Origin of the sequence: Runella sp. CRIBMP (genome assembly GCF_009905605.1) — a bacterium.
GTDB lineage: Bacteria > Bacteroidota > Bacteroidia > Cytophagales > Spirosomataceae > Runella.
Genome location: NZ_JAAAKZ010000002.1, coordinates 318198 through 340139, shown reverse-complemented (window position 1 = coordinate 340139; position 21942 = coordinate 318198). Strand labels below are relative to the sequence as shown.

At 45.4% G+C, this 21942-nt stretch carries 27 protein-coding genes; 8 read left to right on the top strand and 19 right to left on the bottom strand.

Features of this window, described 5'->3' with window-relative positions:
- Positions 1 to 116: 116 nt before the first annotated feature.
- Positions 117 to 842: a subclass B1 metallo-beta-lactamase gene (gene bla, locus GVN20_RS06625; protein ID WP_166557578.1), complete on the bottom strand. Its 726-nt coding sequence runs from the start codon at positions 840 to 842 to the stop codon at positions 117 to 119.
- Positions 843 to 995: 153 nt separating this feature from the next.
- On the opposite strand from bla, the gene purL reads away from it, so the two are divergent.
- On the top strand, positions 996 to 3242 hold the full coding sequence (gene purL, locus GVN20_RS06620) for a phosphoribosylformylglycinamidine synthase subunit PurL (protein ID WP_166557577.1): 2247 nt from the start codon (positions 996 to 998) through the stop codon (positions 3240 to 3242).
- 351 nt (positions 3243 to 3593) lie between these two features.
- On the opposite strand, the gene GVN20_RS06610 is transcribed toward purL, so the two are convergent.
- The 7 genes from GVN20_RS06610 to GVN20_RS06580 form a co-directional block, all read right to left on the bottom strand.
- A complete protein-coding gene (locus tag GVN20_RS06610) occupies positions 3594 to 4106 on the bottom strand; it encodes an ankyrin repeat domain-containing protein (RefSeq protein ID WP_166557576.1) in 513 nt (170 codons plus the stop codon).
- Positions 4107 to 4391: 285 nt separating this feature from the next.
- On the bottom strand, positions 4392 to 4619 hold the full coding sequence (locus GVN20_RS06605) for a hypothetical protein (protein ID WP_166557575.1): 228 nt from the start codon (positions 4617 to 4619) through the stop codon (positions 4392 to 4394).
- 169 nt (positions 4620 to 4788) lie between these two features.
- Complete coding sequence (locus GVN20_RS06600) at positions 4789 to 5070, bottom strand: DUF6932 family protein (RefSeq protein WP_166557574.1); 282 nt, start codon at positions 5068 to 5070, stop codon at positions 4789 to 4791.
- A 17-nt stretch (positions 5071 to 5087) separates the two neighbouring features.
- Positions 5088 to 5744: a ribulose-phosphate 3-epimerase gene (gene rpe, locus GVN20_RS06595; protein WP_166557573.1), complete on the bottom strand. Its 657-nt coding sequence runs from the start codon at positions 5742 to 5744 to the stop codon at positions 5088 to 5090.
- Between the two features lie 63 nt (positions 5745 to 5807).
- Complete coding sequence (locus tag GVN20_RS06590; RefSeq protein ID WP_166557572.1) at positions 5808 to 6659, bottom strand: methylated-DNA--[protein]-cysteine S-methyltransferase; 852 nt, start codon at positions 6657 to 6659, stop codon at positions 5808 to 5810.
- 92 nt (positions 6660 to 6751) lie between these two features.
- A complete protein-coding gene (locus GVN20_RS06585; RefSeq protein ID WP_166557571.1) occupies positions 6752 to 7168 on the bottom strand; it encodes a hypothetical protein in 417 nt (138 codons plus the stop codon).
- A gap of 73 nt (positions 7169 to 7241) precedes the next feature.
- On the bottom strand, positions 7242 to 7805 hold the full coding sequence (locus tag GVN20_RS06580) for an NUDIX hydrolase (protein ID WP_166557570.1): 564 nt from the start codon (positions 7803 to 7805) through the stop codon (positions 7242 to 7244).
- A gap of 115 nt (positions 7806 to 7920) precedes the next feature.
- On the opposite strand from GVN20_RS06580, the gene GVN20_RS06575 reads away from it, so the two are divergent.
- The gene (locus tag GVN20_RS06575) at positions 7921 to 8799 is read left to right on the top strand and encodes a DUF2911 domain-containing protein (protein ID WP_166557569.1); all 879 of its coding nucleotides are present in this window, start codon (positions 7921 to 7923) and stop codon (positions 8797 to 8799) included.
- 81 nt (positions 8800 to 8880) lie between these two features.
- Here the strand turns inward: GVN20_RS06575 and GVN20_RS06570 are convergent, their stop codons facing one another.
- The 3 genes from GVN20_RS06570 to GVN20_RS06560 all read right to left on the bottom strand — a co-directional run bounded on the left by GVN20_RS06570 (position 8881) and on the right by GVN20_RS06560 (position 11517).
- Entirely contained in the window at positions 8881 to 9477 is a 597-nt protein-coding gene (locus GVN20_RS06570; protein WP_114463790.1) for a bifunctional nuclease family protein, read from the bottom strand.
- 214 nt (positions 9478 to 9691) lie between these two features.
- Positions 9692 to 10654, bottom strand: a complete 963-nt coding sequence (locus GVN20_RS06565) for an electron transfer flavoprotein subunit alpha/FixB family protein (RefSeq protein ID WP_166557568.1) — start codon at positions 10652 to 10654, stop codon at positions 9692 to 9694.
- A 125-nt stretch (positions 10655 to 10779) separates the two neighbouring features.
- Positions 10780 to 11517 carry an electron transfer flavoprotein subunit beta/FixA family protein gene (locus GVN20_RS06560; RefSeq protein WP_166557567.1) on the bottom strand — a complete coding sequence of 246 codons (738 nt, stop codon included), beginning with the start codon at positions 11515 to 11517 and terminating at the stop codon, positions 10780 to 10782.
- A 105-nt stretch (positions 11518 to 11622) separates the two neighbouring features.
- On the opposite strand from GVN20_RS06560, the gene GVN20_RS06555 reads away from it, so the two are divergent.
- The 6 genes from GVN20_RS06555 to secG all read left to right on the top strand — a co-directional run bounded on the left by GVN20_RS06555 (position 11623) and on the right by secG (position 17064).
- Positions 11623 to 11949, top strand: coding sequence for a tetratricopeptide repeat protein (locus GVN20_RS06555; RefSeq protein ID WP_166557566.1), 327 nt, complete (start codon positions 11623 to 11625; stop codon positions 11947 to 11949).
- Between the two features lie 185 nt (positions 11950 to 12134).
- Entirely contained in the window at positions 12135 to 13583 is a 1449-nt protein-coding gene (gene miaB, locus GVN20_RS06550) for a tRNA (N6-isopentenyl adenosine(37)-C2)-methylthiotransferase MiaB (RefSeq protein WP_166557565.1), read from the top strand.
- A gap of 129 nt (positions 13584 to 13712) precedes the next feature.
- Entirely contained in the window at positions 13713 to 15050 is a 1338-nt protein-coding gene (locus GVN20_RS06545; RefSeq protein ID WP_166557564.1) for a sigma-54-dependent Fis family transcriptional regulator, read from the top strand.
- A gap of 4 nt (positions 15051 to 15054) precedes the next feature.
- Entirely contained in the window at positions 15055 to 15585 is a 531-nt protein-coding gene (gene lptE / locus GVN20_RS06540; RefSeq protein WP_229598988.1) for an LPS assembly lipoprotein LptE, read from the top strand.
- A gap of 125 nt (positions 15586 to 15710) precedes the next feature.
- Entirely contained in the window at positions 15711 to 16529 is an 819-nt protein-coding gene (locus GVN20_RS06535) for a hypothetical protein (protein WP_166557562.1), read from the top strand.
- A gap of 172 nt (positions 16530 to 16701) precedes the next feature.
- The gene (gene secG, locus GVN20_RS06530) at positions 16702 to 17064 is read left to right on the top strand and encodes a preprotein translocase subunit SecG (protein ID WP_114065552.1); all 363 of its coding nucleotides are present in this window, start codon (positions 16702 to 16704) and stop codon (positions 17062 to 17064) included.
- 77 nt (positions 17065 to 17141) lie between these two features.
- On the opposite strand, the gene GVN20_RS06525 is transcribed toward secG, so the two are convergent.
- The 8 genes from GVN20_RS06525 to GVN20_RS06490 all read right to left on the bottom strand — a co-directional run bounded on the left by GVN20_RS06525 (position 17142) and on the right by GVN20_RS06490 (position 21406).
- Entirely contained in the window at positions 17142 to 17528 is a 387-nt protein-coding gene (locus GVN20_RS06525) for a DUF1801 domain-containing protein (protein WP_166557561.1), read from the bottom strand.
- A 60-nt stretch (positions 17529 to 17588) separates the two neighbouring features.
- Complete coding sequence (locus GVN20_RS06520) at positions 17589 to 17978, bottom strand: iron chaperone (RefSeq protein ID WP_166557560.1); 390 nt, start codon at positions 17976 to 17978, stop codon at positions 17589 to 17591.
- 12 nt (positions 17979 to 17990) lie between these two features.
- On the bottom strand, positions 17991 to 18710 hold the full coding sequence (locus GVN20_RS06515; protein WP_166557559.1) for a class I SAM-dependent methyltransferase: 720 nt from the start codon (positions 18708 to 18710) through the stop codon (positions 17991 to 17993).
- 33 nt (positions 18711 to 18743) lie between these two features.
- Positions 18744 to 19403, bottom strand: a complete 660-nt coding sequence (locus tag GVN20_RS06510; protein WP_166557558.1) for a GNAT family N-acetyltransferase — start codon at positions 19401 to 19403, stop codon at positions 18744 to 18746.
- 75 nt (positions 19404 to 19478) lie between these two features.
- Positions 19479 to 19847: a DoxX family protein gene (locus GVN20_RS06505; RefSeq protein WP_166557557.1), complete on the bottom strand. Its 369-nt coding sequence runs from the start codon at positions 19845 to 19847 to the stop codon at positions 19479 to 19481.
- A gap of 50 nt (positions 19848 to 19897) precedes the next feature.
- Positions 19898 to 20398 carry an SRPBCC domain-containing protein gene (locus GVN20_RS06500; RefSeq protein ID WP_166557556.1) on the bottom strand — a complete coding sequence of 167 codons (501 nt, stop codon included), beginning with the start codon at positions 20396 to 20398 and terminating at the stop codon, positions 19898 to 19900.
- 4 nt (positions 20399 to 20402) lie between these two features.
- Positions 20403 to 20717 carry a helix-turn-helix transcriptional regulator gene (locus tag GVN20_RS06495; RefSeq protein WP_166557555.1) on the bottom strand — a complete coding sequence of 105 codons (315 nt, stop codon included), beginning with the start codon at positions 20715 to 20717 and terminating at the stop codon, positions 20403 to 20405.
- A gap of 221 nt (positions 20718 to 20938) precedes the next feature.
- Positions 20939 to 21406, bottom strand: coding sequence for a hypothetical protein (locus GVN20_RS06490; RefSeq protein ID WP_166557554.1), 468 nt, complete (start codon positions 21404 to 21406; stop codon positions 20939 to 20941).
- Between the last annotated feature and the right edge of the window lie 536 nt (positions 21407 to 21942).

Genomic DNA, 21942 nt, shown 5'->3' with positions numbered 1-21942 from the left:
GGTAAAGCAATCAAAATAAGATTTACAAAATTTTAAATAAATGAATGAATTGTTGATTGTTTGTCTAAAAAAAGGTAAAAATATTGAAAAATAAGCAAATATAAAAAACCAAAACTTCATTTGTTTTGGTTTTTGTCAACCAACTCAATTGTTCGGGAAAAAGAACTCAAATTGTCCCATTTTTCATGGCCAGGAATTACAAATGTGATATCGGGGAATTTTTTTCGCACATTGTCTACCGATTGGCGCCATGTTTTGAGGTTGGCGTCGGCAATGTTGCCAATACCCATGGCTACATAGCTCTTAATCAGACAACCTCCTACGAGTACCTTTGAATCGGGAAAATAGACCACAATGTTATCATCGGTATGTCCCGCTCCTGGAAAATAGGTTTGAACCGTGGTGGTGCCTACCCGGAAGGTCGTGTCCTGCGGTAAAATACCTTCGGGGGCTGGAAGTCCCTGCGCGACTGTTTTCTGGACAGTGAGCGGAGTGCCGATAATCTTAATGCCCCGTTGCTGAAAGGCTTTCACCCCTCCGATTCTGTCTTCGTGGGCGTGGGTAACGATACAAAGCACTACTTTTTGTTTAAGTTTTTGCTCTATTTGCGCCAGCAGCAATTCCGTCTGTTCCAAACCCCAGCCCGTATCCACAAGGATAATTCCTGCCGATGTACTGACGATTAACCCGTTGGAGGGAAACGGATTGTTTTGGTACACTTGATACGTAGTATGTACATAATGATTGGGAACCAACGGTGTGATTTCAACGGGAGGCAGTTGACAAAAGCCCTGAAAATGAACGAAAAGAGGAATAAAAAGGAGTAAAAATGGGTTTTTCATACGGTGGAGAATAGATAAATGTAGGGTAAAGATACAAAATAGTTGAGCCTCTGCCTTCAAAATCCTACCTTTGCACCGTGATTTTGTCACACAGTGCAGCGAGCATCCGTTGCCAACCATTTTTTTTATCATTCAATCCCAAATCTCCCACTCGTGGAACACGTCGAACAACTTCCTACCGTTGAAACTGCCAAGAAATTGGGTATTCTTCCCGAAGAATTTGAACAAATTAAACAGATACTGGGCCGTACGCCTAATTTTACCGAATTGAGTATTTTTTCGGTCATGTGGTCTGAGCACTGCTCGTACAAGAACTCTATCGTTTGGCTCAAAACCCTGCCGCGTGATTCTGACCGGATGTTGGCGAAAGCGGGCGAAGAAAACGCGGGTTTGGTCGATATTGGCGACGGATTGGCCTGTAGTTTTAAAATCGAATCCCACAATCACCCGTCGGCGTTGGAACCTTATCAGGGCGCGGCTACGGGTGTAGGCGGTATCAACCGCGATATTTTTACGATGGGCGCCCGTCCCATTGCGCAGCTTAACTCATTGCGTTTTGGCGACCCAAAATTGGCCAAAACTAAGTGGTTGGTGAAAGGCGTCGTCAAAGGAATCGGGGATTATGGAAATGCTTTCGGTATTCCAACCGTGGGCGGCGAAGTCTTTTTTGACGAATGTTACAATACGAATCCCCTTGTCAATGCCTTCTCGGCGGGTATCGTTGAAGCAGGAAAAGTAGCCAAGGCTATCAGTTACGGCGTCGGCAATCCCGTTTTTATCGTGGGTTCAGCCACGGGAAAAGACGGCATTGGTGGGGCTAGTTTTGCGTCGGAAGACATCAGTGAAAAATCGACCGAAAAACTTCCAGCTGTGCAGGTAGGGGACCCGTTCATGGAAAAACTCCTGCTTGAAGCCACGCTCGAAATCATCGAAACGGGCTACGTGGTTGGTATTCAGGACATGGGCGCCGCGGGAATCATCTGCTCAACCTCAGAAATGAGTGCCAAAGGTGAACACGGAATGATCATTGACCTCGACAAAGTACCTACGCGCCAAACCAACATGAAAGGCTGGGAAATCCTGCTTTCAGAATCGCAGGAGCGGATGCTTGTGGTGGTGGAAAAAGGAAAAGAAGACGATATAAAACGCATTTTTGATAAATGGGATTTGCACTGCGCCCAAATCGGTGAAGTGGTGGAAGGCGGCAGCTTGCATTTTTTCCAACATGGTGAACTGATTGCCGACGTGCCTGCCCACGACTTAGTATTGGGCGGCGGTGCTCCGCAGTACCGTCGTGAATACCGCGAGCCCGCTTATTATCAGGAATTTAAGAAATTTGACATCAATCAGGTCAGTGACGTAAAAGGAGAAGAGATTGGTAAAGTAGCCAAACACCTTTTGTCGCACCCCAACATCGCCTCCAAAAAATGGGTGTATGAGCAATATGACTCTACCGTTGGCACGGCCAACCGCACCACCAACCGCCCGTCGGACGCAGGGGTAGTGCGGATTCGGGATGTGAAACGCCCTCATTATCAGAAATCTATCGCCATGACGGTGGATTGCAACGCCCGTTATGTAAACGCCGACCCGTTCATTGGCGCGCAGATTGCCGTGGCCGAAGCCGCGCGTAATTTGGTGTGTACGGGTGCGGAGCCGTTGGCCGTGACCAACAACCTTAACTTTGGAAATCCGTACGTGCCAGAAGTATACTGGCAATTTGTGAATGCCGTTCAGGGAATGGGCAAGGCCTGTTTAAAATTCAACACGCCAGTAACGGGTGGAAACGTGAGCTTTTACAACCAATCGTCGGACGACGGACCTGTATTCCCCACGCCAACCATCGGTATGATTGGGTTGATTGAAAAACCTGAGAACCAAACCTCGCTGGATTTCAAAAACGAAGGCGATTTGATTTACCTCGTGGGCCAATCTCAAAACGACATTGCTTCTTCGGAATATCTGTACTCATACCGGGGCGTAAAAGCATCGCCTGCCCCTGCATTTGATTTGGACGAAGAATACAGCTTGCAGGTAGCCATCAATCAATTGATTGAAAAACAATTGGTTAAGTCGGTGCATGACGTGTCGGACGGTGGTTTGTTTGTAACCTTGGCTGAATCAGCTTTGCCCAACGTGGTAGGATTTGACGTAGCCACGATGGATGATTACCGCAAAGATGCGTTCCTTTTTGGCGAATCGCAGAGCCGCGTGGTGGTTAGTGTGAGCCCCGACAAACAGGCTGAATTTCAGAAAGTAATGGGCGGTGAATTGAAAACAGTTCACGCCTTGCTAGGAAAAGTAACGTCGGGTGGATTTGTGGTTGACGGTCAAGAAGTTATTTCAACCGCAGAAGCCAAAGATTTATACGATAACTCATTGGGAAGATTGATGAGTTAATACACTCATTTCATATATGAAAAACGCCGGCAGGATTCAATACCTGTCGGCGTTTTTTTTGTGGGAGATTCCGAAAAAGGTTTAAATTTGGCTAATAAACCGCAAATAAAGTGGCAACTGCAACGCAACAAATCCCCGAGAGCCTGATCTATGAAGAGTTTGGCGGCCGAGTGTATTACCGTCGCGGGTATCGTCAGGTGTAATCAGGACTTAAGTCAGAAGACGAAATTATGGGGAGCAGTGTTTTTCAATCGCTTATTATTCAGTCGCTTGTCTTTTATTTAAAAACTATTTTACCCAAAAAACTGTAGAAAGCCCTGCCTCACTAAGTAATTCGTTACAAACGGTTTCTCATTTTTGAATCGTGTATTTCATAATCAGTCGCTTAATTTCTGGCATCTCGCTCCTCATTTCTGCCATATCTATAACAGTTTTCCCATAGGCGTTTACTAAATTTACATCTGCACCATGTTTGAGTAAAATTTCAGCAATCTTGTAATTGTTTAGATAGCCAAAATGACAAGCATACCAAAGTGCTGTATTCTGATGTGGGTTATCTTTTTCGTTTATATCGTTAATTTTAGGTATTAAAATTTCTACAATTCTTGGATCTATTTCTATATCGCTGGCAGCAATGTGCAATACGTTATATTTGTTTTCATAAATCAAATTCGCATCGGCATTGTGTTCTAACAATATTTTAACTGCTTCATAATGATTATTGGAAACCGCCCTACTTAATGCCGTATAAGTAGCATTATTTCTGCTATTTATATCAATACCTGTTTTTAGTAATGATAAAATAGCTTGTGTAGCACCTAAACGTGATGCAGACAATAAATTAGTTATTTTTGAAGATTCCATTTTTATATTTAATCGTTTGCTCCTTAACCTTGTTCTGTATCTCCACAGACCTTTTTGGTGAAAACGGTATGGATTTTTTTGCCCTATCACACTCAAAGATTTTAACATTGAGAGATTGACAAGTGTGAAGGGTCTGTGCGGACACAGACCAAGGCTATGGGGCGCGAATGGTTTTTTACATTCGCGCTTTTCTTTAGTTTACCAAACCTTCTTCAACTCCGCAATGGTCTGCACTGGGTCAGCGGCGGTAAAGACAAAATTTCCCGCTACCAGCGCGCGTGCTGGCTATGCTGCATTACTCATATTCAGTAATTGTATGGTCATGCCTGAATCTTTTAAGAGGTCACGTAATTCATTAAGATGTTCATCTCTTAAACGCTCATATTGTTCAATGATTGATACTGGGCTTTCGCCTTCTTTATGCATTTTGATCGCATCATTGTCCATTGCTACCAGTTCTAAAAGGCGTGATACCCTCACTGCCCATTCTTCATAGTTTCCTATCGAATTCATGCTTCTTAAAATTGAAGTTGAATAATTCCTTTTGATTTTTTGTCACGACTGCGGCTGAATAAATGATACCACCGTAAATGATCCGATTCGTAAAAAAAGCGTTTGGGGTGCTCTTTTGGAAATGTTCTTATAAAATAAGCATCAATGTATTGATGTAATTTACAATTTTTTAGCAGATTTTCGTTGGCGTCAAAGATGGTGCATCTACAAATGTTACTACATCAATGTCGCGAGGATTCAGTTTTTTAGACGTAAAACTTCCATCAACCCATTGATAAAACGGTCCGTTTATAATTTGTTGTATACGGAGGATATATTGTTCGTATTCATCAAAAATACTGGTTCTACTAACAGAGTTTGGAAACCCATTAACAAATACTTGTTTAAATGTCACAAGTTCGGCTGAGATTACTTCATAAGGTATTAAATACCCATATTCGTCAAATTTCATTCGCGCTTTTCTTTAGTTTACCAAACCTTCTTCAATTCCGCAATCGTCTGAACGGGATCGGCGGCGGTAAAGACAAAATTGCCTGCTACTAACGCGCGTGCACCAGCATGGTAGAGGAGGGCCGCGTTGGACTGATTGACGCCTCCATCAATCTCAATGATGGCTTTGCTGCCCGATTCGGTAATCATTGCGGCCGTCTGACGCACACGCTCGTAGGTGCGCTCAATGAATTTTTGTCCGCCAAAGCCCGGGTTGACCGACATAATCAGCACCAAGTCCAAATCTGCAATCACATCCTGCAATAGACTAACGGGGGTATGCGGGTTGAGTGCCACGCCCGCCTTGGCCCCCAAGGATTTGATTTGCTGAATGGTGCGGTGCAGGTGCGGACAGGCTTCGTAGTGAACCGTGAGCATATCGGCGCCCGCGTCGCGAAACGCTTCGAGATAACGCTCGGGCTGAACAATCATTAAATGAACGTCCAACGGTTTTTGGGCGTGTTTTTTGATGGCCGCCGTTACGGGCAGACCAAACGAAATATTGGGAACAAAAACCCCGTCCATAATATCAACGTGAATCCAATCGGCAGCGCTGCGGTTGAGCATTTCTACGTCGCGTTGGAGATTGGCAAAGTCGGCGGCTAAGACGGAAGGGGCAATCAAAGGTGCATTCATGAAATAAAATAACCAGCTAAAAAGTACAATTAATGAGAAAATCGCTGGCAAAGTTCGCCTTTTTTACGAACTATGGCTCATTTCCCAGCCTAAAATCGCTTTTTTGCGCGTAATTCCCCATCGGTACCCACCGATTCCACCCACTTTTTGCAGCACGCGATGGCACGGAATCAGGAACCCGATGTGGTTGCTACCAATGGCCGTTCCTACCGCCCGACTTGCCTTGGGCTGTCCGATGTGCTGCGCTATTTCGTCGTAACTGACCAATTGACCAAACGGAATCCTAAGCAATGCCTCCCATACCTTGATTTGAAAATTGGTGCCGCGCAGAAGCATCGTCAGAGGCACATCGTGGGTTGATGTTTGGTAAAAAATTTGGTCGATATAGGGTTGGGTCATCGATGGATTTTCAACCCAGTCGGCATTGGCCCAATCCTGACGTATTTTATCCGTTATGGCCTCGGCGGCGTCTTCACTCAAAAATTGTAAATCGGTGATTCCGCGGGCGGTAACCGCAATCAAACAGGCTCCGAAAGGGGTTTCGTGAATGCCATAATGAATCGTCAATCCTGCGCCTTTGGATTTGTATTCGGTGGGCGTCATGGCTTCGTAGGTGACAAACAAATCGTGTAGGCGGCTGGTACTTGAGAGGCCCGTTTCGTAGGTGGCGTGGAGTAGATTGTCAGCGTTGGAAAGACATTCCTTGGCAAATTCTTTGGTCAAAAAACGCATAAAACGCTGGGGACTGGTGCCCGCCCAACGGCTGAAAAGGCGGTTGAAATGAAAGTCAGATAAGGCAACGTGGTCGGCAATTTGGCTGAGTGAAGGTTGGTTTTTGAAGTTTTGCTCAATAAACACAATTGCTTTTTCGACACGCTGATAGTCAAGTACCTGTTGTTCGTTGATTGTTTCCATGTTTTTAACATTTATGTCAACAAAGGTACTTGACCCCAACGGGTAGTTCAATCTGATTCTTGCGGAATCTTCCTGAAAATAATATACTTTAATTAGCGATTGACAAATTTGGAAGAATCGGTCAATTCGTACCGCACAAAGGGAGCTGTTGTATCCGCTGCGTATTGTTCCGACGAAGCAGACTTGGCTCTCGTATTGGGCGTCTGACGTTTATAATTGGCGGAAGAATTGCCGTTGCTGTTTGCCCGGGTAGGCTTCACCACAAAAGTGATGCCGCCTATTTTCTTTTTGGCCACCTGAATTTGTTTTTGCTCTTTGTAAGATAGGTGGGGTGAAAAAATAAACGGCTCGGCCTGTTGTTGAACCGAAAACTTTATTTTATCCGTTTTAGGGAGCGGTTTGGCATAATTATTACGGTTTTCTTTGGTGGTTTGGGCGCACAAAGTAGACGATAGGAGGAGCAATGCCACGGCCCATCCACCCCAGCGAAAGGAGACAAGGTACTTCATGATGTTTTTTATCGATTAATGGAATACAAATACTATTGGAATACTGCTACTAAGGTAAAAAAACTAAGTATATCTAACTATATTTTTTTAGAAAATCTTGCATTGCTGCCATTTTTTTGACCATTCTCATGATGGAATCAGAATCATTATAGCGTTGAATATCGGGCATCTTAACCCAAGCCAAATCCTTCGATTCGTTGTTGATAAGGAGTGGTTTCTGGCTGTCGGATTGGAATAAAAACCGAATGTCGTAATGGTAATGGGCGGGGTCTTTGGCGTTGGCAGGAATGAGGTGCACGTCTACGTCAAATATCTGAGTGCTTAATATTCTGATTTCTTCCAGTCCAGTTTCTTCTTGTGCTTCTTTTAATGCGACCTTTAGAATATCCGATTCGCCGTCGGCGTGCCCTCCGGGTTGAAACCATTTGTCGAGTTTACGGTGGTGCATTAACAGGGCCGAGGTTTGGGTTTCGTCTACTATCCAGGCCGAGCCCGTAACGTGCCCTATTAGCAGCCATCTTTCAAAACAATCGGGGTTTTGTTCCACAAATTGTAGGGTATCGAGCCACATTTTTTGTTCTTTATCGTCAAAAGGAGTGTGGTGGCGGAGCAGCGTCAGAAGGGCAGTACGTTTCATATTGTTTGGGTAATGAATGAATCTTAATAATAGATAGGGTTGAGGGGGTATTGTTACTTTTCTATATCTTCGCGGTCTAAAGTCTACTAATTTATTAACAAAACTGCTAAAAATCATGATGAAATCACTCACACTAACGGCCCTAATTTTTGGAACCGTAGGTGCATTTGCCCAAATTCGTACCCCTCAACCCAGCTCGGCGGCTACCGTGATGCAGACCGTTGGAGTTACTGATATTACCGTAAAATACTCACGCCCAAGCATGAAAGGACGCGAAATTTTTGGTAAATTGATTCCTTACGGTCAGTTTTGGCGGACGGGTGCCAACCAAGCCACCGCCATAGAATTTTCGACGGATGTGATGTTGGAAGGCCAAAATGTTCCTGCTGGTAAGTATTTTCTGTACAGCATTCCCAACGCCGATGCATGGACGATCATCATCAACAAATCAGCAGCTACGGCTCCTGAGCAATACAAGCAAGCCGACGATGTGGTACGCGTAAGCGTAAAGCCCACCCAGGCACCTATGACCGAAACATTCATGATAAGTTTTTCGGATATTACGGACTCAACCGCCGCCCTTGATCTTACGTGGGCCAACGTAAAAGTAAGCCCTAAGCTTTCGGTAAGTACGACTAAAATGGTAGAAACGGCGATTGACAAAGCGGCCGAAGCAAGCGCAAACAACATGAACGCGGGAGCAACTTACTTGTTAGGTAAAGGGCTCAATATGCAAAAAGCGCTTTCGATGATTAATCAGGCCGTGGCCTACAAAGAGACTTTCCGCAACCTGTGGACCAAAGCGCAAATCTTGGCCAAACTAGGCAACTTTGCCGAAGCCGCGCCATTGGCCAAAAAAGCCCTTGAGTTAGGTCAGTCAAGCAACGATCCCTCTTTTGCGTTCTTCAAAGATGCCATTGAAAAAGGCGCTACTGAGTATCTGTCAAAAGTGCCCGTACCAGAAGCGTTGAAGTCAATTAAGAAGAAAAAATAGTTTTCTTAAACTGCCTTAAATTAAAAGCCCCGATGATGAGTCGGGGCTTTTAATTTAAGGGGTCAATTATATTCAGAAAGACTAATTTCTGCGCGCAATCTCGTCTCGAATTTTAGCCGCTTTTTCGTATTCTTCGTTGTTAAGCGATTCGTCCAGAATGCGGTGGAGCTCATCGAGACTCATGTTTTTGATTTGCTCGCTCAGGGAGCGGGGCTTCGATTGTTGCACTATTTCTTCAATGGCATCGTCGGGTTCTGATTGTGACCCCGAAACAATCCCTGCTTCGGAAAGGATAGTTTCATAAGTGTAAATCGGGACGCTAAAGCGGAGCGCAATGGCGATGGCGTCGGATGGACGGGCATCTACGATGGTTTCTCTCAACCCATCGGAGCTTGAGCAATGAACCCGGGCAAAAAAGATACCTTCGCGCAAATCAGAAATGATAATTTCGTTGACGGTATAATTAAACGCCTTGGCAAATGACTTGAAGAGATCGTGGGTCATGGGGCGGTTGGGCTGAATTTTTTCAATCTCAATCGCAATGGCCTGTGCTTCAAACATTCCAATGATGATGGGTAAGCGGCGATTACCGTACTCTTCGCCAAGCACGAGGGCAAACGAACCTGCTTGTGACTGACTCGGTGAGAGCCCCAAAATTTCCAATTTTATTTTTTCCACTACTTTGTTAAGTTATCTTTTATTGGTTGCCTGTGGTTTCTCATCCTAAAATGAAGGGGACAAACAACGACTCTTCTTTCAAAGAGGATGCAAAAATAATAAACCTGCGGTGAAAATGGAAAGTTTTTCCATTCTCCGCAGGTTTATTAACGTTTGAAAGTACTTCTGGTGTTCCCGTTGCTAAAACTTTGTTCTAAAAAGGCAACTAAATGCCCTATTTAGCGTCTTTTACGGCTTTTGTCAACCGGGGTAAAATGTCAAAAACATCCCCTACAATGCCGTAATCGGCTGCTTTGAAGAAAGGTGCTTCGGGGTCTTTGTTGATGGCTACGATTACCTTTGAGGAGTTTACCCCCGCCAAGTGCTGAATCGCTCCCGAAATACCGCAGGCAATGTATAGATTTGGGGCTACTTTGATGCCTGTTTGCCCAATGTGCTCGTGGTGAGGGCGCCAATCGAGGTCAGAAACGGGCTTAGAACAGCCCGTTGCGGCTCCCAAAGCACTCGCTAAATCTAACAAAGGCTGCCAATTGTCGGGGCCTTTCATTCCGCGCCCACCCGACACAATAATGTCGGCTTCGGTCAACGACAATTCACCGCTGGCTTTCTCCTGACCCGTTACTTTGGCCACAAAATCGCCATTGTTGAGGGCAGGCATGAATGCTTCTACCGTTGCGCTTCCTGCACCTTCTACGGCTTCAATGGCGTTTTTCTTAATTCCTAAAATCTTAACGGCCCCTTTGACGTCTACGGTGGCAAAGGCTTTGCCTGTATAGATACTGCGGGTTACTTTGAAGCCATTTGATACATCAGGCAATTCCGTCACGCCCGAAACAATGCTTGCGCCCAGTTTGGCGGCGGCGCGGGCACCCATGGCGTCGCAAAGCCCCGATTTGGGCAAAATAACCACTTCTGCGTTTTCATTTTTTACGGCCGCGGCCAGCACTGAGGCGTAGGCCATGGCATTTTCGTTGGCCAATTCAGCGGCGTTGGCGTGCAATATTTTGGTGGCGCCATAGGCACCCGTTTTGGCTAATTCGGCGGCATCGGCCGTGCCGATGGCCAAGGCGGTCGCGGTAGTTCCCGTTGCTTTGGCGACTGCTGCTCCGTACGCCACGGCTTCAAGGGATGTTTTTTTGATGCTTCCGTTATCTAATTCAACAAATATTAAGACCATTTCTTTTGACATTTAGCAGTGAAAATTTTTACATTTAACAGTAATCATTTGACAATGAACATTGGGGAGGCGGTGACTTTCACTCTTCATTCTTTTCTCAATGTTAACTGTTGAATGTTCAATGATTACAGTACTTTGGCTTCCGTTTTTAAGAGTGAAATAAGGGTTTCGGCCTGGTCGGCAGGAATCATCTTGCAGGCACCTTTGGGGGCGGGTAGGGTGTATTGGCCGAGGGTGGCCATGTCACCTACAGCGATGGGTTCTACCACTTTGAGGGGTTTGGTACGGGCCGTCATAATGCCGCGCATGTTCGGGATTTTCCATTCGGCAATGGGCTCTTGACACCCTAAAACCAACGGTAGGGGAGCTTCCAAAAATTCTTTGCCGCCTTCAATCTCCCTCGCAAATTTGGCGGTAGTGCCTTCGATATCAAGTTTCATCACAGGTGAAAACGACGGGATTCCGAGCATTTCGCCCACCAATCCGTGGACTACGCCGCTGTTGAAATCAATCGATTCGCGACCCATCAAGATTAGATCATAACCGCCTTCTTTGGCAATGGCGGCAATTTGGGTAGCGGTAAAATATGAATCGGTTGGCTCGGCATTGACACGTACCGCATCATCGGCACCGATGGCTAAGGCTTTGCGGATTTGAGGGTCGCTTTCGGCTTCCCCCACGTTGAGCACGGTGATGCTGCCTCCGAGTTTTTCTTTCAGTTCAACGGCCCGCGCTAAGGCGTAATCATCATAAGGCCCAATGATGTACTGCACTCCGGCTTTGTTTAGTTTGGTGTTGTTGTCCGTAAAACTAATTTTGGCCGTGGTGTCAGGTACATTTGTTATACAAACTAAAATTTTCATGTGCTTATTTTGATGGTTTGAAATATAACTTTTAGGAGATTTACTTTGTTGGTGCGAATATAAAGCAAGGTTTTTAAAAATAGTATGCTTGCATAATAATTTTTTATGAATAACAATCGTCTCGCCTTTTTGCTGCAATTTTTTGAGGAGGATTCCAAAGATCCTTTCAACGCGTACGCTCTTGCGATGGAATATCAACAAACTGATGTGACCAAAGCGGCGGAGTATTTCCAATTATTATTGGAGCAACATCCTGATTATTTACCCACGTATTACCACGCGGCGGCGTTGTTTGCGGAGTTGGAGCAATTGGATGTGGCCGAACAACTCTACCAAAAGGGAATGCAATTGGCGTTGAGTCAGCAAAATACCAAAACCTACCAAGAACTCCAACGGGCGTATCGCGGCTTTCAGGATGAGTACTTGTCCTGATTAACGTCTAAACGTTGGCGAGGGCTGCGCGCCCCGGTTCCAAACCTCGCCGCTGTTGTACTAAAATATGTTAAAACCTGACACTTTGTCAGCGTTTTCGCGGAATCTTTGTAACTTTGCAACTATTCGTAAGGTTAGGTAAAAATACCGATGACTTTATGAACTAACGACCATTGATTGACAAAATGATTACATCAACATTAAAAATACTTTCGGAAGCCGATAAAGAGGCGTGTGAACTGGTCAAAGTAAGCGAGGAGGAATTGACCGTTGATAAAAAGAGACTGTTCATCGAAAGCTATGGCTGTCAGATGAACTTTTCGGACAGTGAAATCGTGGCGGCCGTGATGCGGAATGCGGATTTTGCGACTACTTCTTCGGAAGATAACGCCGACGTTATTTTTCTGAATACCTGTGCCATCCGTGACAACGCCGAACAAAAAGTTCGGAATCGGCTTCAATACCTCAATAATTTGAAGAAAAAACGCCCAGGACTCATCATTGGAGTGTTGGGGTGTATGGCAGAGCGTCTGAAAACCAAGCTGTTGGACGAAGAAAAAATGGTAGACATCGTGGCGGGCCCCGATTCCTACCGCGATTTGCCGCGCTTGGTGGAAGAAGCCGAAACGGGTCAAAAAGCCGTTAATGTGTTTCTTTCGAGGGAAGAAACTTACGCCGATATTTCGCCGATTCGCTTGAATTCCAACGGCATTACGGCCTACATCAGTATCATGCGCGGTTGCGACAATATGTGCAGTTTTTGCGTGGTTCCTTATACCCGTGGACGTGAGCGCAGCCGCGACCCGTTTAGCATTGTGGAAGAAGCGCGTTTGCTTTTTGCCGATGGTTATAAAGAAGTGACGCTACTCGGGCAAAACGTGGATAGTTATAAGTGGAAAAATGAGACCGAAAAAAGTGCCGAGCCTGCTCAAATGGTCAACTTTGCGCAGTTGTTGGAAATGGTGGCCTTGATTCACCCTGATTTGCGGGTTCGGTTCAGTACGTCGCACCCCAAAGACATCACCGATGATGTTCTTTGGACGATGAAAAAGTACGAAAATATTTGTAATTATATCCATTTTCCCGCCCAAAGTGGCAACAGCCGCGTGTTGAAGGTCATGAATCGTACCTATGACCGTGAATGGTACATCCAAAAGATTGACCGCATACGAGAAATATTGGGCGAAGACTGTGGTATTTCAACCGACATGATTACAGGCTTTTGCACCGAAACGGAGGAAGAACACCAAGATACGTTGTCGTTGATGGAATACGTAAAATACGATTATGCGTACATGTTTGCGTATTCTGAGCGTCCGGGCACGCCTGCGGCCAAAAAACTCAAAGATGACGTTCCCGAAGAAGTCAAAAAGCGCCGTTTACAGGAGGTCATTGCCTTACAGCGTCAACATTCTAGTGAGCGCAATGAATTGGCCTTGGGAAAAATCCAAAAAGTATTGGTTGAAGGGCCCTCTAAGCGCTCCGATGCGGATTTATGCGGCCGAAACGACCAAAACAAAGTGGTAATTTTCCCAAGAGAACACTATAAAAAAGGGGACTATGTATATGTGTTGGTGACCGAATGCTCCTCCGCTACCTTGATCGGGAAAGCGGTAGAAGCGGTTCCCGCCTAAGGTTAGTTGAAATGGATACATATTCGGTTAGTGCCCAGAGTTCTTACTAAAAATTTTCTAACGTAGCGTTGCTAAATCGTTGGTTTCAGCCATCAAATAATCGGCAACGGTACATTGTAGATGCAATAAATGCTTTCAAATCCGGAAATACAATCCATCAAAAACCGCTTTGGGATAATCGGAAATGCTCCTGCGCTCAACTATGCCCTCAACATAGCCTTACAGGTAGCAGCCACCGATTTGACCGTGCTCATTACGGGCGAAAGTGGTAGTGGTAAAGAGTCATTCTCAAAGATTATTCATAACCTAAGTTCCCGCAAACACGGCCCTTTTATTGCTATCAACTGCGGGGCTATTCCCGAAGGAACCATTGATTCTGAGTTGTTTGGGCACGTAAAAGGTTCTTTTACGGGGGCCATTGAAGACCGAAAAGGCTACTTCGAAATCACCAACGGTGGGACCATTTTTTTGGACGAAATCGCTGAGATGCCCATCGGAACCCAGGCTCGGCTTTTGCGGGTGTTGGAAAACAAAGAATTTATTCGGGTAGGCTCTTCTAAGGTGCAGAAAACGGATGTACGGGTTGTGGCGGCCACCAACGTGAACCTCATCGACGCCGTACAGCGTGGCAAGTTTCGGGAAGATTTGTATTATCGCCTCAATACGGTGCCGATTGCGGTGCCGCCCCTGCGCGAACGGGGAAGCGACATTGACATGCTTTTTCGGAAATTTACCACCGATTTTGCCGAGCGCTATCGCATTACACCCGTTACCCTTACGCCCGAAGCGCGAGATATGTTGATAAGTTACAACTTCCCGGGCAACATTCGCCAGTTGAAAAATATTGCCGAGCAGATTCAAATTCTGGAAGCGGAAAATAAAGTGCCAATTGCGCCAACGGTTTTGGTAAAATACCTGCCCAATTATGCCTCTTCTACGCGTTCGATGACGTTGCTGGGTGGTGCCGCAGGGGCAGCCAACGGCCCCGAATCGTTCAACGAACGGGAGTTGTTGTACAAAATCCTGTTTGACATGCGCCGCGATGTCAATGACCTGAAAAAGTTGGTGTTGAAAGTCTTGAATAATGAAGCCTACGGTAGTGATATTTTGCGGGAGCATGATGGGTTGTTTAACGGCATTGAAGCAGAAAGTGCATTCGCAAAGCCACATTCAGATACCAAACTGTTGCCCAGCCATAGTCAGCACCAGCCCACGGTAAGCAGCGGCCAACCACCGCAGAACACTACCCCAAACATTATTCAGATTTCGCCGTATGACGACGTGGAAGACATTGCCCACGAAACCGCCGAAGACGAGTCGTTGTCGTTGGAGCAGAAAGAAAAAGAGATGATTATCAAAGCCTTACAGCGGAGTAATGGCAAACGGAAATATGCAGCACAGGCACTCGGGATTTCGGAAAGAACGCTGTATCGAAAAATTAAGCAATATGATATTGAAGAAGAATAATTTTATGTGGAAATTGAATAGTGAAAGGTGGAAAGTGGAATTTCTCATTGTTCTTTTCACTTTAGCTTCTGCACTTTTTACTTCCTGCGGGATTTACTCTTTCAGCGGCACGTCGCTGTCGCCCGATATTAAGAGTGTGACGGTGGTCAATTTCACCATGGCAACCGCCGGTGGGCCTTCCAACATGGCGTTGCAGTTCAACGAAAAAATGAAGGAATATTACCAGCGAAATACCAGTTTGGCGCTGTTGCCTTCCAACGGTGACATGCAGCTTGAAGGCACAATTACGGGCTATGAGGTGATTCCTGCCGCGCCAACGGCCAACGACCAGGCGGCACTCAACCGGTTATCTATAACGATACAGGTAAAGTTTACTAATAATAAAGACGAAGAGAAAAACTTTGACCAAAGCTTTAGCTTTTTTAAAGACTTCCCCCAGAATCAGACACTTAACCAGGTAGAAAGTAGGCTCGTACCCCTCATTTTGGACCAACTCGTGCAGGACATCTTCAACAAGTCGGCGGGCGACTGGTAAGTTTTTATAGAAATCGTTCATGTTGTCTGTGAATCGTAGTATCTTCGCTACCTAAAAAAATATAGTTGTTCGTTTTCCTTCCGACACAGAAGGCCGACGACGGATTGAATTACTGACCCCATTGTATGAATAATCGTTACGTTAAAGAGTCCTTTTCGTACTGGACGGCTCACCCCGACGATACTTCCGAAAGCGATATTTCGCAATTACAGGAGGCCGCCGGCACTTATCCTTACTGCCAGTCGTTGCATATATTACTTGCCAAAGCAATGGCCGTTCATCATCCTGAGCAAGCCGAGGCGAGCATTCAAAAAGCGGCGGCTTATTCCCTTAGCCGTAACACGTTACGAAAATTAATCCAGAATGAATTTGAATGGTCTCCTAATTTGCGCAGCCGTCAGTTTGAAAATGTATTGATTTGGCCGGGCGACTATCAGAAACCTGCCGCCACTTCTTATTCCAAACAGGAATGGAAATTGCCTGAATTGCCAAAAATTTCTTTTTTTGATGCGCCAGAAACCCCGCAGCCAAAACCAAGTCTTCCCGAATTGCCACCCATAGACGATACTACCTTGCGCGAAAACGCACTACAAACCGAATTGGAACAGATTGAGAGTTCAGTGATGGAAGAAAGCCAACCGGACCAACGTGAGTTGGAGCGTCAGCGTCAGATTCAGATTATTGACAGTTTTATTGAGAATGAAGCCCGCATGGGTCCCATCCGCGCCAACTTCAAAGATTTGTCAAACCAAGAGCAGGAAGACCTCGCCAAAAAACGCAATATGAACTTTTCAAGCGGGGCCGTCAGCGAAGGAATGGCCAAAATTATGGCGCGACAAGGGAAAATTGAACGGGCGATTGAAATCTACGAACAACTAATGTTGAAAAAACCGGAAAAAAAAGCGTACTTTGCCGAAAAAATTAAGGATTTAACAACTGAGTAGAACGTTTGAAGTGTAAAGTTAAAAGTAGGAAGAGGAGAGGGAAAGGGTAAACGTATAGAGAGAAGAAAATTTGTTGAAAACAGAGAATCGGCCTTAAAACGCAAACTGCTTCCTAAAAACCTGAAACTTTTGACCGAAAACCGAAACTGTAGACTCTAAACTGTAAACTACAATGTTCACCGTATTTATTGTAATAATCGCCATCATCGCTGTATTATTGATTTTGATTGTTTTGGTGCAAAACTCAAAAGGTGGCGGATTGACTGGCGAATTGGGCGGAATGGGCGCTACGCAAATGTTTGGCGTAAAACGTACCACCGACTTGTTGGAACAAATTACTTGGGGCTTGGTAGGTGCTTTGGCCTTACTTTGTCTTGTGTCTAATTTGTTTATCGGTACTCCCCAAGCCGATGCCGGCATTAACAGCGTAAACGTAGAAAAGGCCAATCAGCGCTCGGTACCTGCCGCGCCTGCCCCTGCTCCAACGACCACTCCTGCGCCCGCACAGCAGCAACCTGCTCCCGCGCAGAAGTAAGCAAAACATTTTTCAGCACAAAAGCCCCGAAATTTTCGGGGCTTTTGTCGTTTAAGGAGGTCAGCACTTTGGACAAGTTAGGCCGCCGCCGCCGTTACCAGCTCAACCATGATGCGTTGTAGCTCGGCCCGATGGATTTCGACCTCGGCCATGTTGTTAAAATACATCATTCGACGGTCTTTGTAATTACCTTCCAACATGGCCGAAGAAATATTTACAATGGCCGCGTGGTGAAATACCAAATGGACTTTTTGGGTCATTCTAAGATTGAAAGTGACCAAGTCAACCCCTTCATAATAATAACTCGGTGCATTCCATTTGATGCGCTCCCTGAGGGCAGGATGTGCCGCCATGATGATGGCTCTGAGGGCGTTAATTTCAGCCTTGAGCGGATGCTCCAGTAGGTGCATATATTCGCTCACCTTTTCTTCATCTGTTTTTTTGGGAGTAGTTGGTTTTGGCATATTTAGTAATGTTATTCGTTAAGCTAAAAAGCAAAGGGTAATGCTTTGGCCGCCCTCACACTACAGACCTTTTCCCCCTTTACTCTCCGCTTTTTTCAAATTTTCTTTTACTCTAAACAGCACCATTTGGGTGATGAGGCCGAGGGGGAGGGGTTGGCCCAGCGGAAATTGAACGGTTCCTTTGGATAATTTATACGGGGTCAGTTCATTTTTGAAGGCTTCAATGCCCGATGTACCGGGATAAAACCCGATGTGGTGCTTGTAGGCCGCAAAATGTACTAAGTTTCCTTTGAGGCTAAAAGTCGGAATTCCGTAACTGATTTTTTCTTCGGCGTCGGGGGCGGCATTTTTTATCGTGGCTCTGAGCTGCTCTAATATTTCCTGCGTCTCGGGCGGGAAGCCTGAGATAAACGCATCAATGTTGCTGATTTTGATGTCGTGCATAGCCATAGGAAGAAGGGTTTAAAGGGTAAAAATAGGCTTTTTTGCGCGTAAGCACATAAACGCGGGAAATTCGTTCAACTCGCGGTAATGTTTGGGGTCAAGTTCTTTGAATTTCTCCACGGGTTTGGGTTCGAGCAGGGTATCAAGCAGGAACCCGTTGACGAGCAGCGGCATAATGCAGGCTTCCAGCGGCCGCCGAAAACTGTGAATATCGACGGGTTTTCCAAAACCTTTCCACGTACACATGACGGGTTCGGTTTCAAAATAACGGGTGGATTGGAAGTAGGTAAATTCAAAAAACGGATGTTCAATAGAAATAACGAGGTGTCCGCCGGGTTTTAGCACCCGATAAAATTCTTTGAGGGTCGGGGTCCAGTCTTCCAAGTAGTGCAAGGCCAACGCGCAGACAATCAGGTCGAAAGAAGCATCTTTGAGTTGAGGCAGCGGGGTAGATAGGTCATGGACAAAAAAAGTACCGTTGCCTTTGTTGCGCTCAATGGCCAGTTCTACCATGCGCGGACTGATGTCAAATCCCGTGACAAACGCACCGTTGTCGAGAAATATTTCGGCGTATTTCCCAGGGCCGCAGGCGGCATCGAGAATGTGTCGGCCATCCATTTCTGGAATCAGCGAGAGCGTATTAGGGCGGTCGTAGTAAGCGTTGTGGGGTTTATGGTCAATGAGCGCGTTGTAGCGCTCGGCCAATGATTCGTAGGCTTCAATGATTTTTTGTTTCATGGCTTTTTAGGGTTATGTGTCTGAATATCAGTATTATTCAATGTATTCCTGAAACGAAACACCATCAAGCGGCCAAACCATCAGCACGCTACAGTTTCCCGCTGTGGGGTCGTCAAGGTAATGATAAATGGGCTGTACCCACTCAAACCCCGCCTTGCGCTGAGGCGTGATGGTGGGGTCTGTGAGTTCATTGTTTTTTAGTTTTTCGCAATAGGTTTCAATCGAGAACTGGTCTTTATAACGAGCATACCCAATCGTCATGCCCACGAGGATCTGCCCCTTCATGTCCAAAGATTTGACCAATTCTTGCTGCGTGTTGTACAATTCCGTAGAAAGTTTCTGTCCCCGATACGCGGGCAAGACCCCAATGTCAAACTGGTACAACCACTCTCCGTTGGGGATATGTGAGTTGGTAATCCATAGATTATCAGTGACTTCCATAAAGGTGTGGTCGAGTTTGGGGAACGTAATTCGGAGGGTACTTGATGAAGCAATGACTTTGTCGCAGTCGGTGATGACGAATTGTCCTTCGGGAAAAACGCGGATGTGATTGGCAAAATGTGCCTTTGTCAACAGCTCATGCGAAGCAAGAGTGGGGAAACAAATCCGCTGCACTACTTCCATTTGCTCGGCATCGGCGGGAGTGGCCGTGCGGAGCGTGTATTTTCCATCCTTTGTTTTTTTGTGTATCATTTGCCGAATAAATTTTACCAAAAAACCATTCTATTTTCGATAAAATAAACGGGCACGATAACGGATAATTTATCTTCAGACGGTTTCCTTCTTTTGATGCCAAAGGTAATGGGAAAGAAATAGAAAGGCAATCGGCAAGACCATAAAGGTAATTTGAGGCTGAAATCCTTCTTTGGAGATGATTGAATAGGCCGCCCCAATCAAATCAAAAAACAAACCTGCATACGCCCATTCTTTGATACGGTTAAAACTGGGGATAAGGATGGCTACCACACCCAAGGCTTTGGCCACGCCTAAAAAAGGAATGATGTATTTGGGGTAGCCCAAACCCGTTACCATCGTGACGGCTTCTGGCACCAGGAGGATGTCAGGAATGGCAGAAAACAACATAAATGCCCCGAAAATTGCAGTAATCACCCAATAAGCAATATTTATTTTTTTCATTTTTGAGGTTGGTTAAGCGGGGAGGTCTGTCAAGACGCTCCCCAGAGAGATTAAGAAAGAGTGGCCAAAACTTCATCTAATCCTTCCATGGCCATCGTTAGCCCTTCTTTGAAGCCCATTTGGATGGTTGCTTCAAGTTGGGCTAAGTCATTGTAGGTGATGAGAATGGTTACCAAAGTAGCATCTCCGTTATCTTGAAAATTGTTTGTCCATTTCGATTGTGGTAGTTCGGGGTTGATGTTGCCCTCGGCATCCGAAAAACCGTCTGTTCCGCTAAAACGCTCTTTGGGTTGGATGGTTTGGTAGCTTGTCAACCCCCAATGCTCCTCGCCCTCGGGTCCGACCATCGCGTAAAGCCAATGCCCGCCTTCTCTGAAATCCATCGTTTTGGTGCGGGCTTTCCAGGGTTTGGGAGCCCACCATTGGTCAAGGATTTCGCTTTTGGTGAAGGCATCCCACACCAACGGAAGTTGGGCGGCAAATTCTCTTTTTACGGTGATTGAATTGGTCGCTTTATCGACGATAAAGTCCATTAATAAGGCATTTTTCATGGTTTTATTTGTTTTTTAGGTTCAATAATACGTTGTCAAGCTGGCTAAAGCGGTCTTCCCAAAGGGCTCTGAATTTTTCGAGCCACTGGTCTATTTCTTTCATCTTAGTAGGGTTGAAGTGATAATAAATTTCCCGTCCCGACTGCTCCTGTCGGACCAATTCACATTCGGTCAGGATTTTAATGTGCTTCGAAACCGCTTGTCGGCTGGTGTCAAAATGCTCGGCAAGGGCGTTGGGGGTCATGGCCTGTAAGGCAATGAGGGCAATGATGGCTCTTCGGGTGGGGTCGGAAATGGCCTGAAATACGTCTCTTCTCATCACGTCTCTAAATTTATTATGCAACTAATCGGTTGCAAATATAAATGCAACTAATCGGTTGCGCAAATATTTTTTCATTTTTTTGTTAAAATCAAAAATAAAGTGGGATGAGGAGGTGTAAAAAAAGGAGTTAGTTGTGAATAGGGGCTGTCACATAGACTACGGATTAAAAATCATCCGTCGATAGAGGGGAATTTGTTGGGTGTGCGTAATCCAGCGTGTTATTTCTTGACCCTAACATATTTTTCGATATTGATTCGGTCAACACCCGCACCAGCCACTTTCTCCACGCCGTACTGAACGAGGGTATCATTTTTTATACTGATGGCAAATGTAAATGCGTTCTGCTCCCAATCCCGGGCGCTGCAATAGTCCAACTGTTCGGTGTATGTACTGTCGACGAGGGTATAACTGCCCCCGCCCGCCGAAAAAACGGCCGCCGAGTCTTTTCCCTGATTTAAATCATGGTGTAAAAATGCAAAATGGCTATCGTTAATGATTTTAATAAACGAGGTATTTTGGGTGTAATCCGTAACGGCCGTATCGCCTTTTTCAATGAGGGTGCCCGTCAATAACTTCCACGTACCAACGAGGGGTGGGGAGGAAGATTTCTTGGCGTTATCGGCGGTTTCGGCCACGCAAGACATCAAAATGACGCTAAGGAAGAGACAACAAATGACGAGTTTCATGATTAACTAGTTAAGAATAAAGGATTTATGGTTGACGTATTCGGGGATGTTTTGGGGGCTGTCGTTTCCCTTGCGCCAAAGATAAGGAGATTGGTAGCGACTCTTTCAAACTACCAATGATTTTAGCCCATTTTAGTAAGAGCCTGATAGTTTTGAAGTTTTATAAAGCCTTCTAAGTGACGATTAACCACAATTGCGTCCAAAACGAGTGAGTTCAACTTTGCTGAGCGTGGGGGGGAGCATCATATTCAGAATCTAATATTCAATTTAACCGGCCGACTACGGACGTATTTCTAAACCCAAATACAATGAATAGATGAACCAAGAAGCTGTTTTTTGGCTTGAGGGCCTATTGATTTTTTCCATAATTGTGGGAGCTCCTCCTTTAGTTTTATGGAAATTAATTTCATTTTGTAAAGTTAGACTAATTCGATTTCTTAAATTCTTATCAAAACGGCGCTAACTATTTCATCACTGTGTTTCAAAATTAAGTTTATAGTGGTAAAAAATAAGGTCTGTGGAGACACCCAAAAATA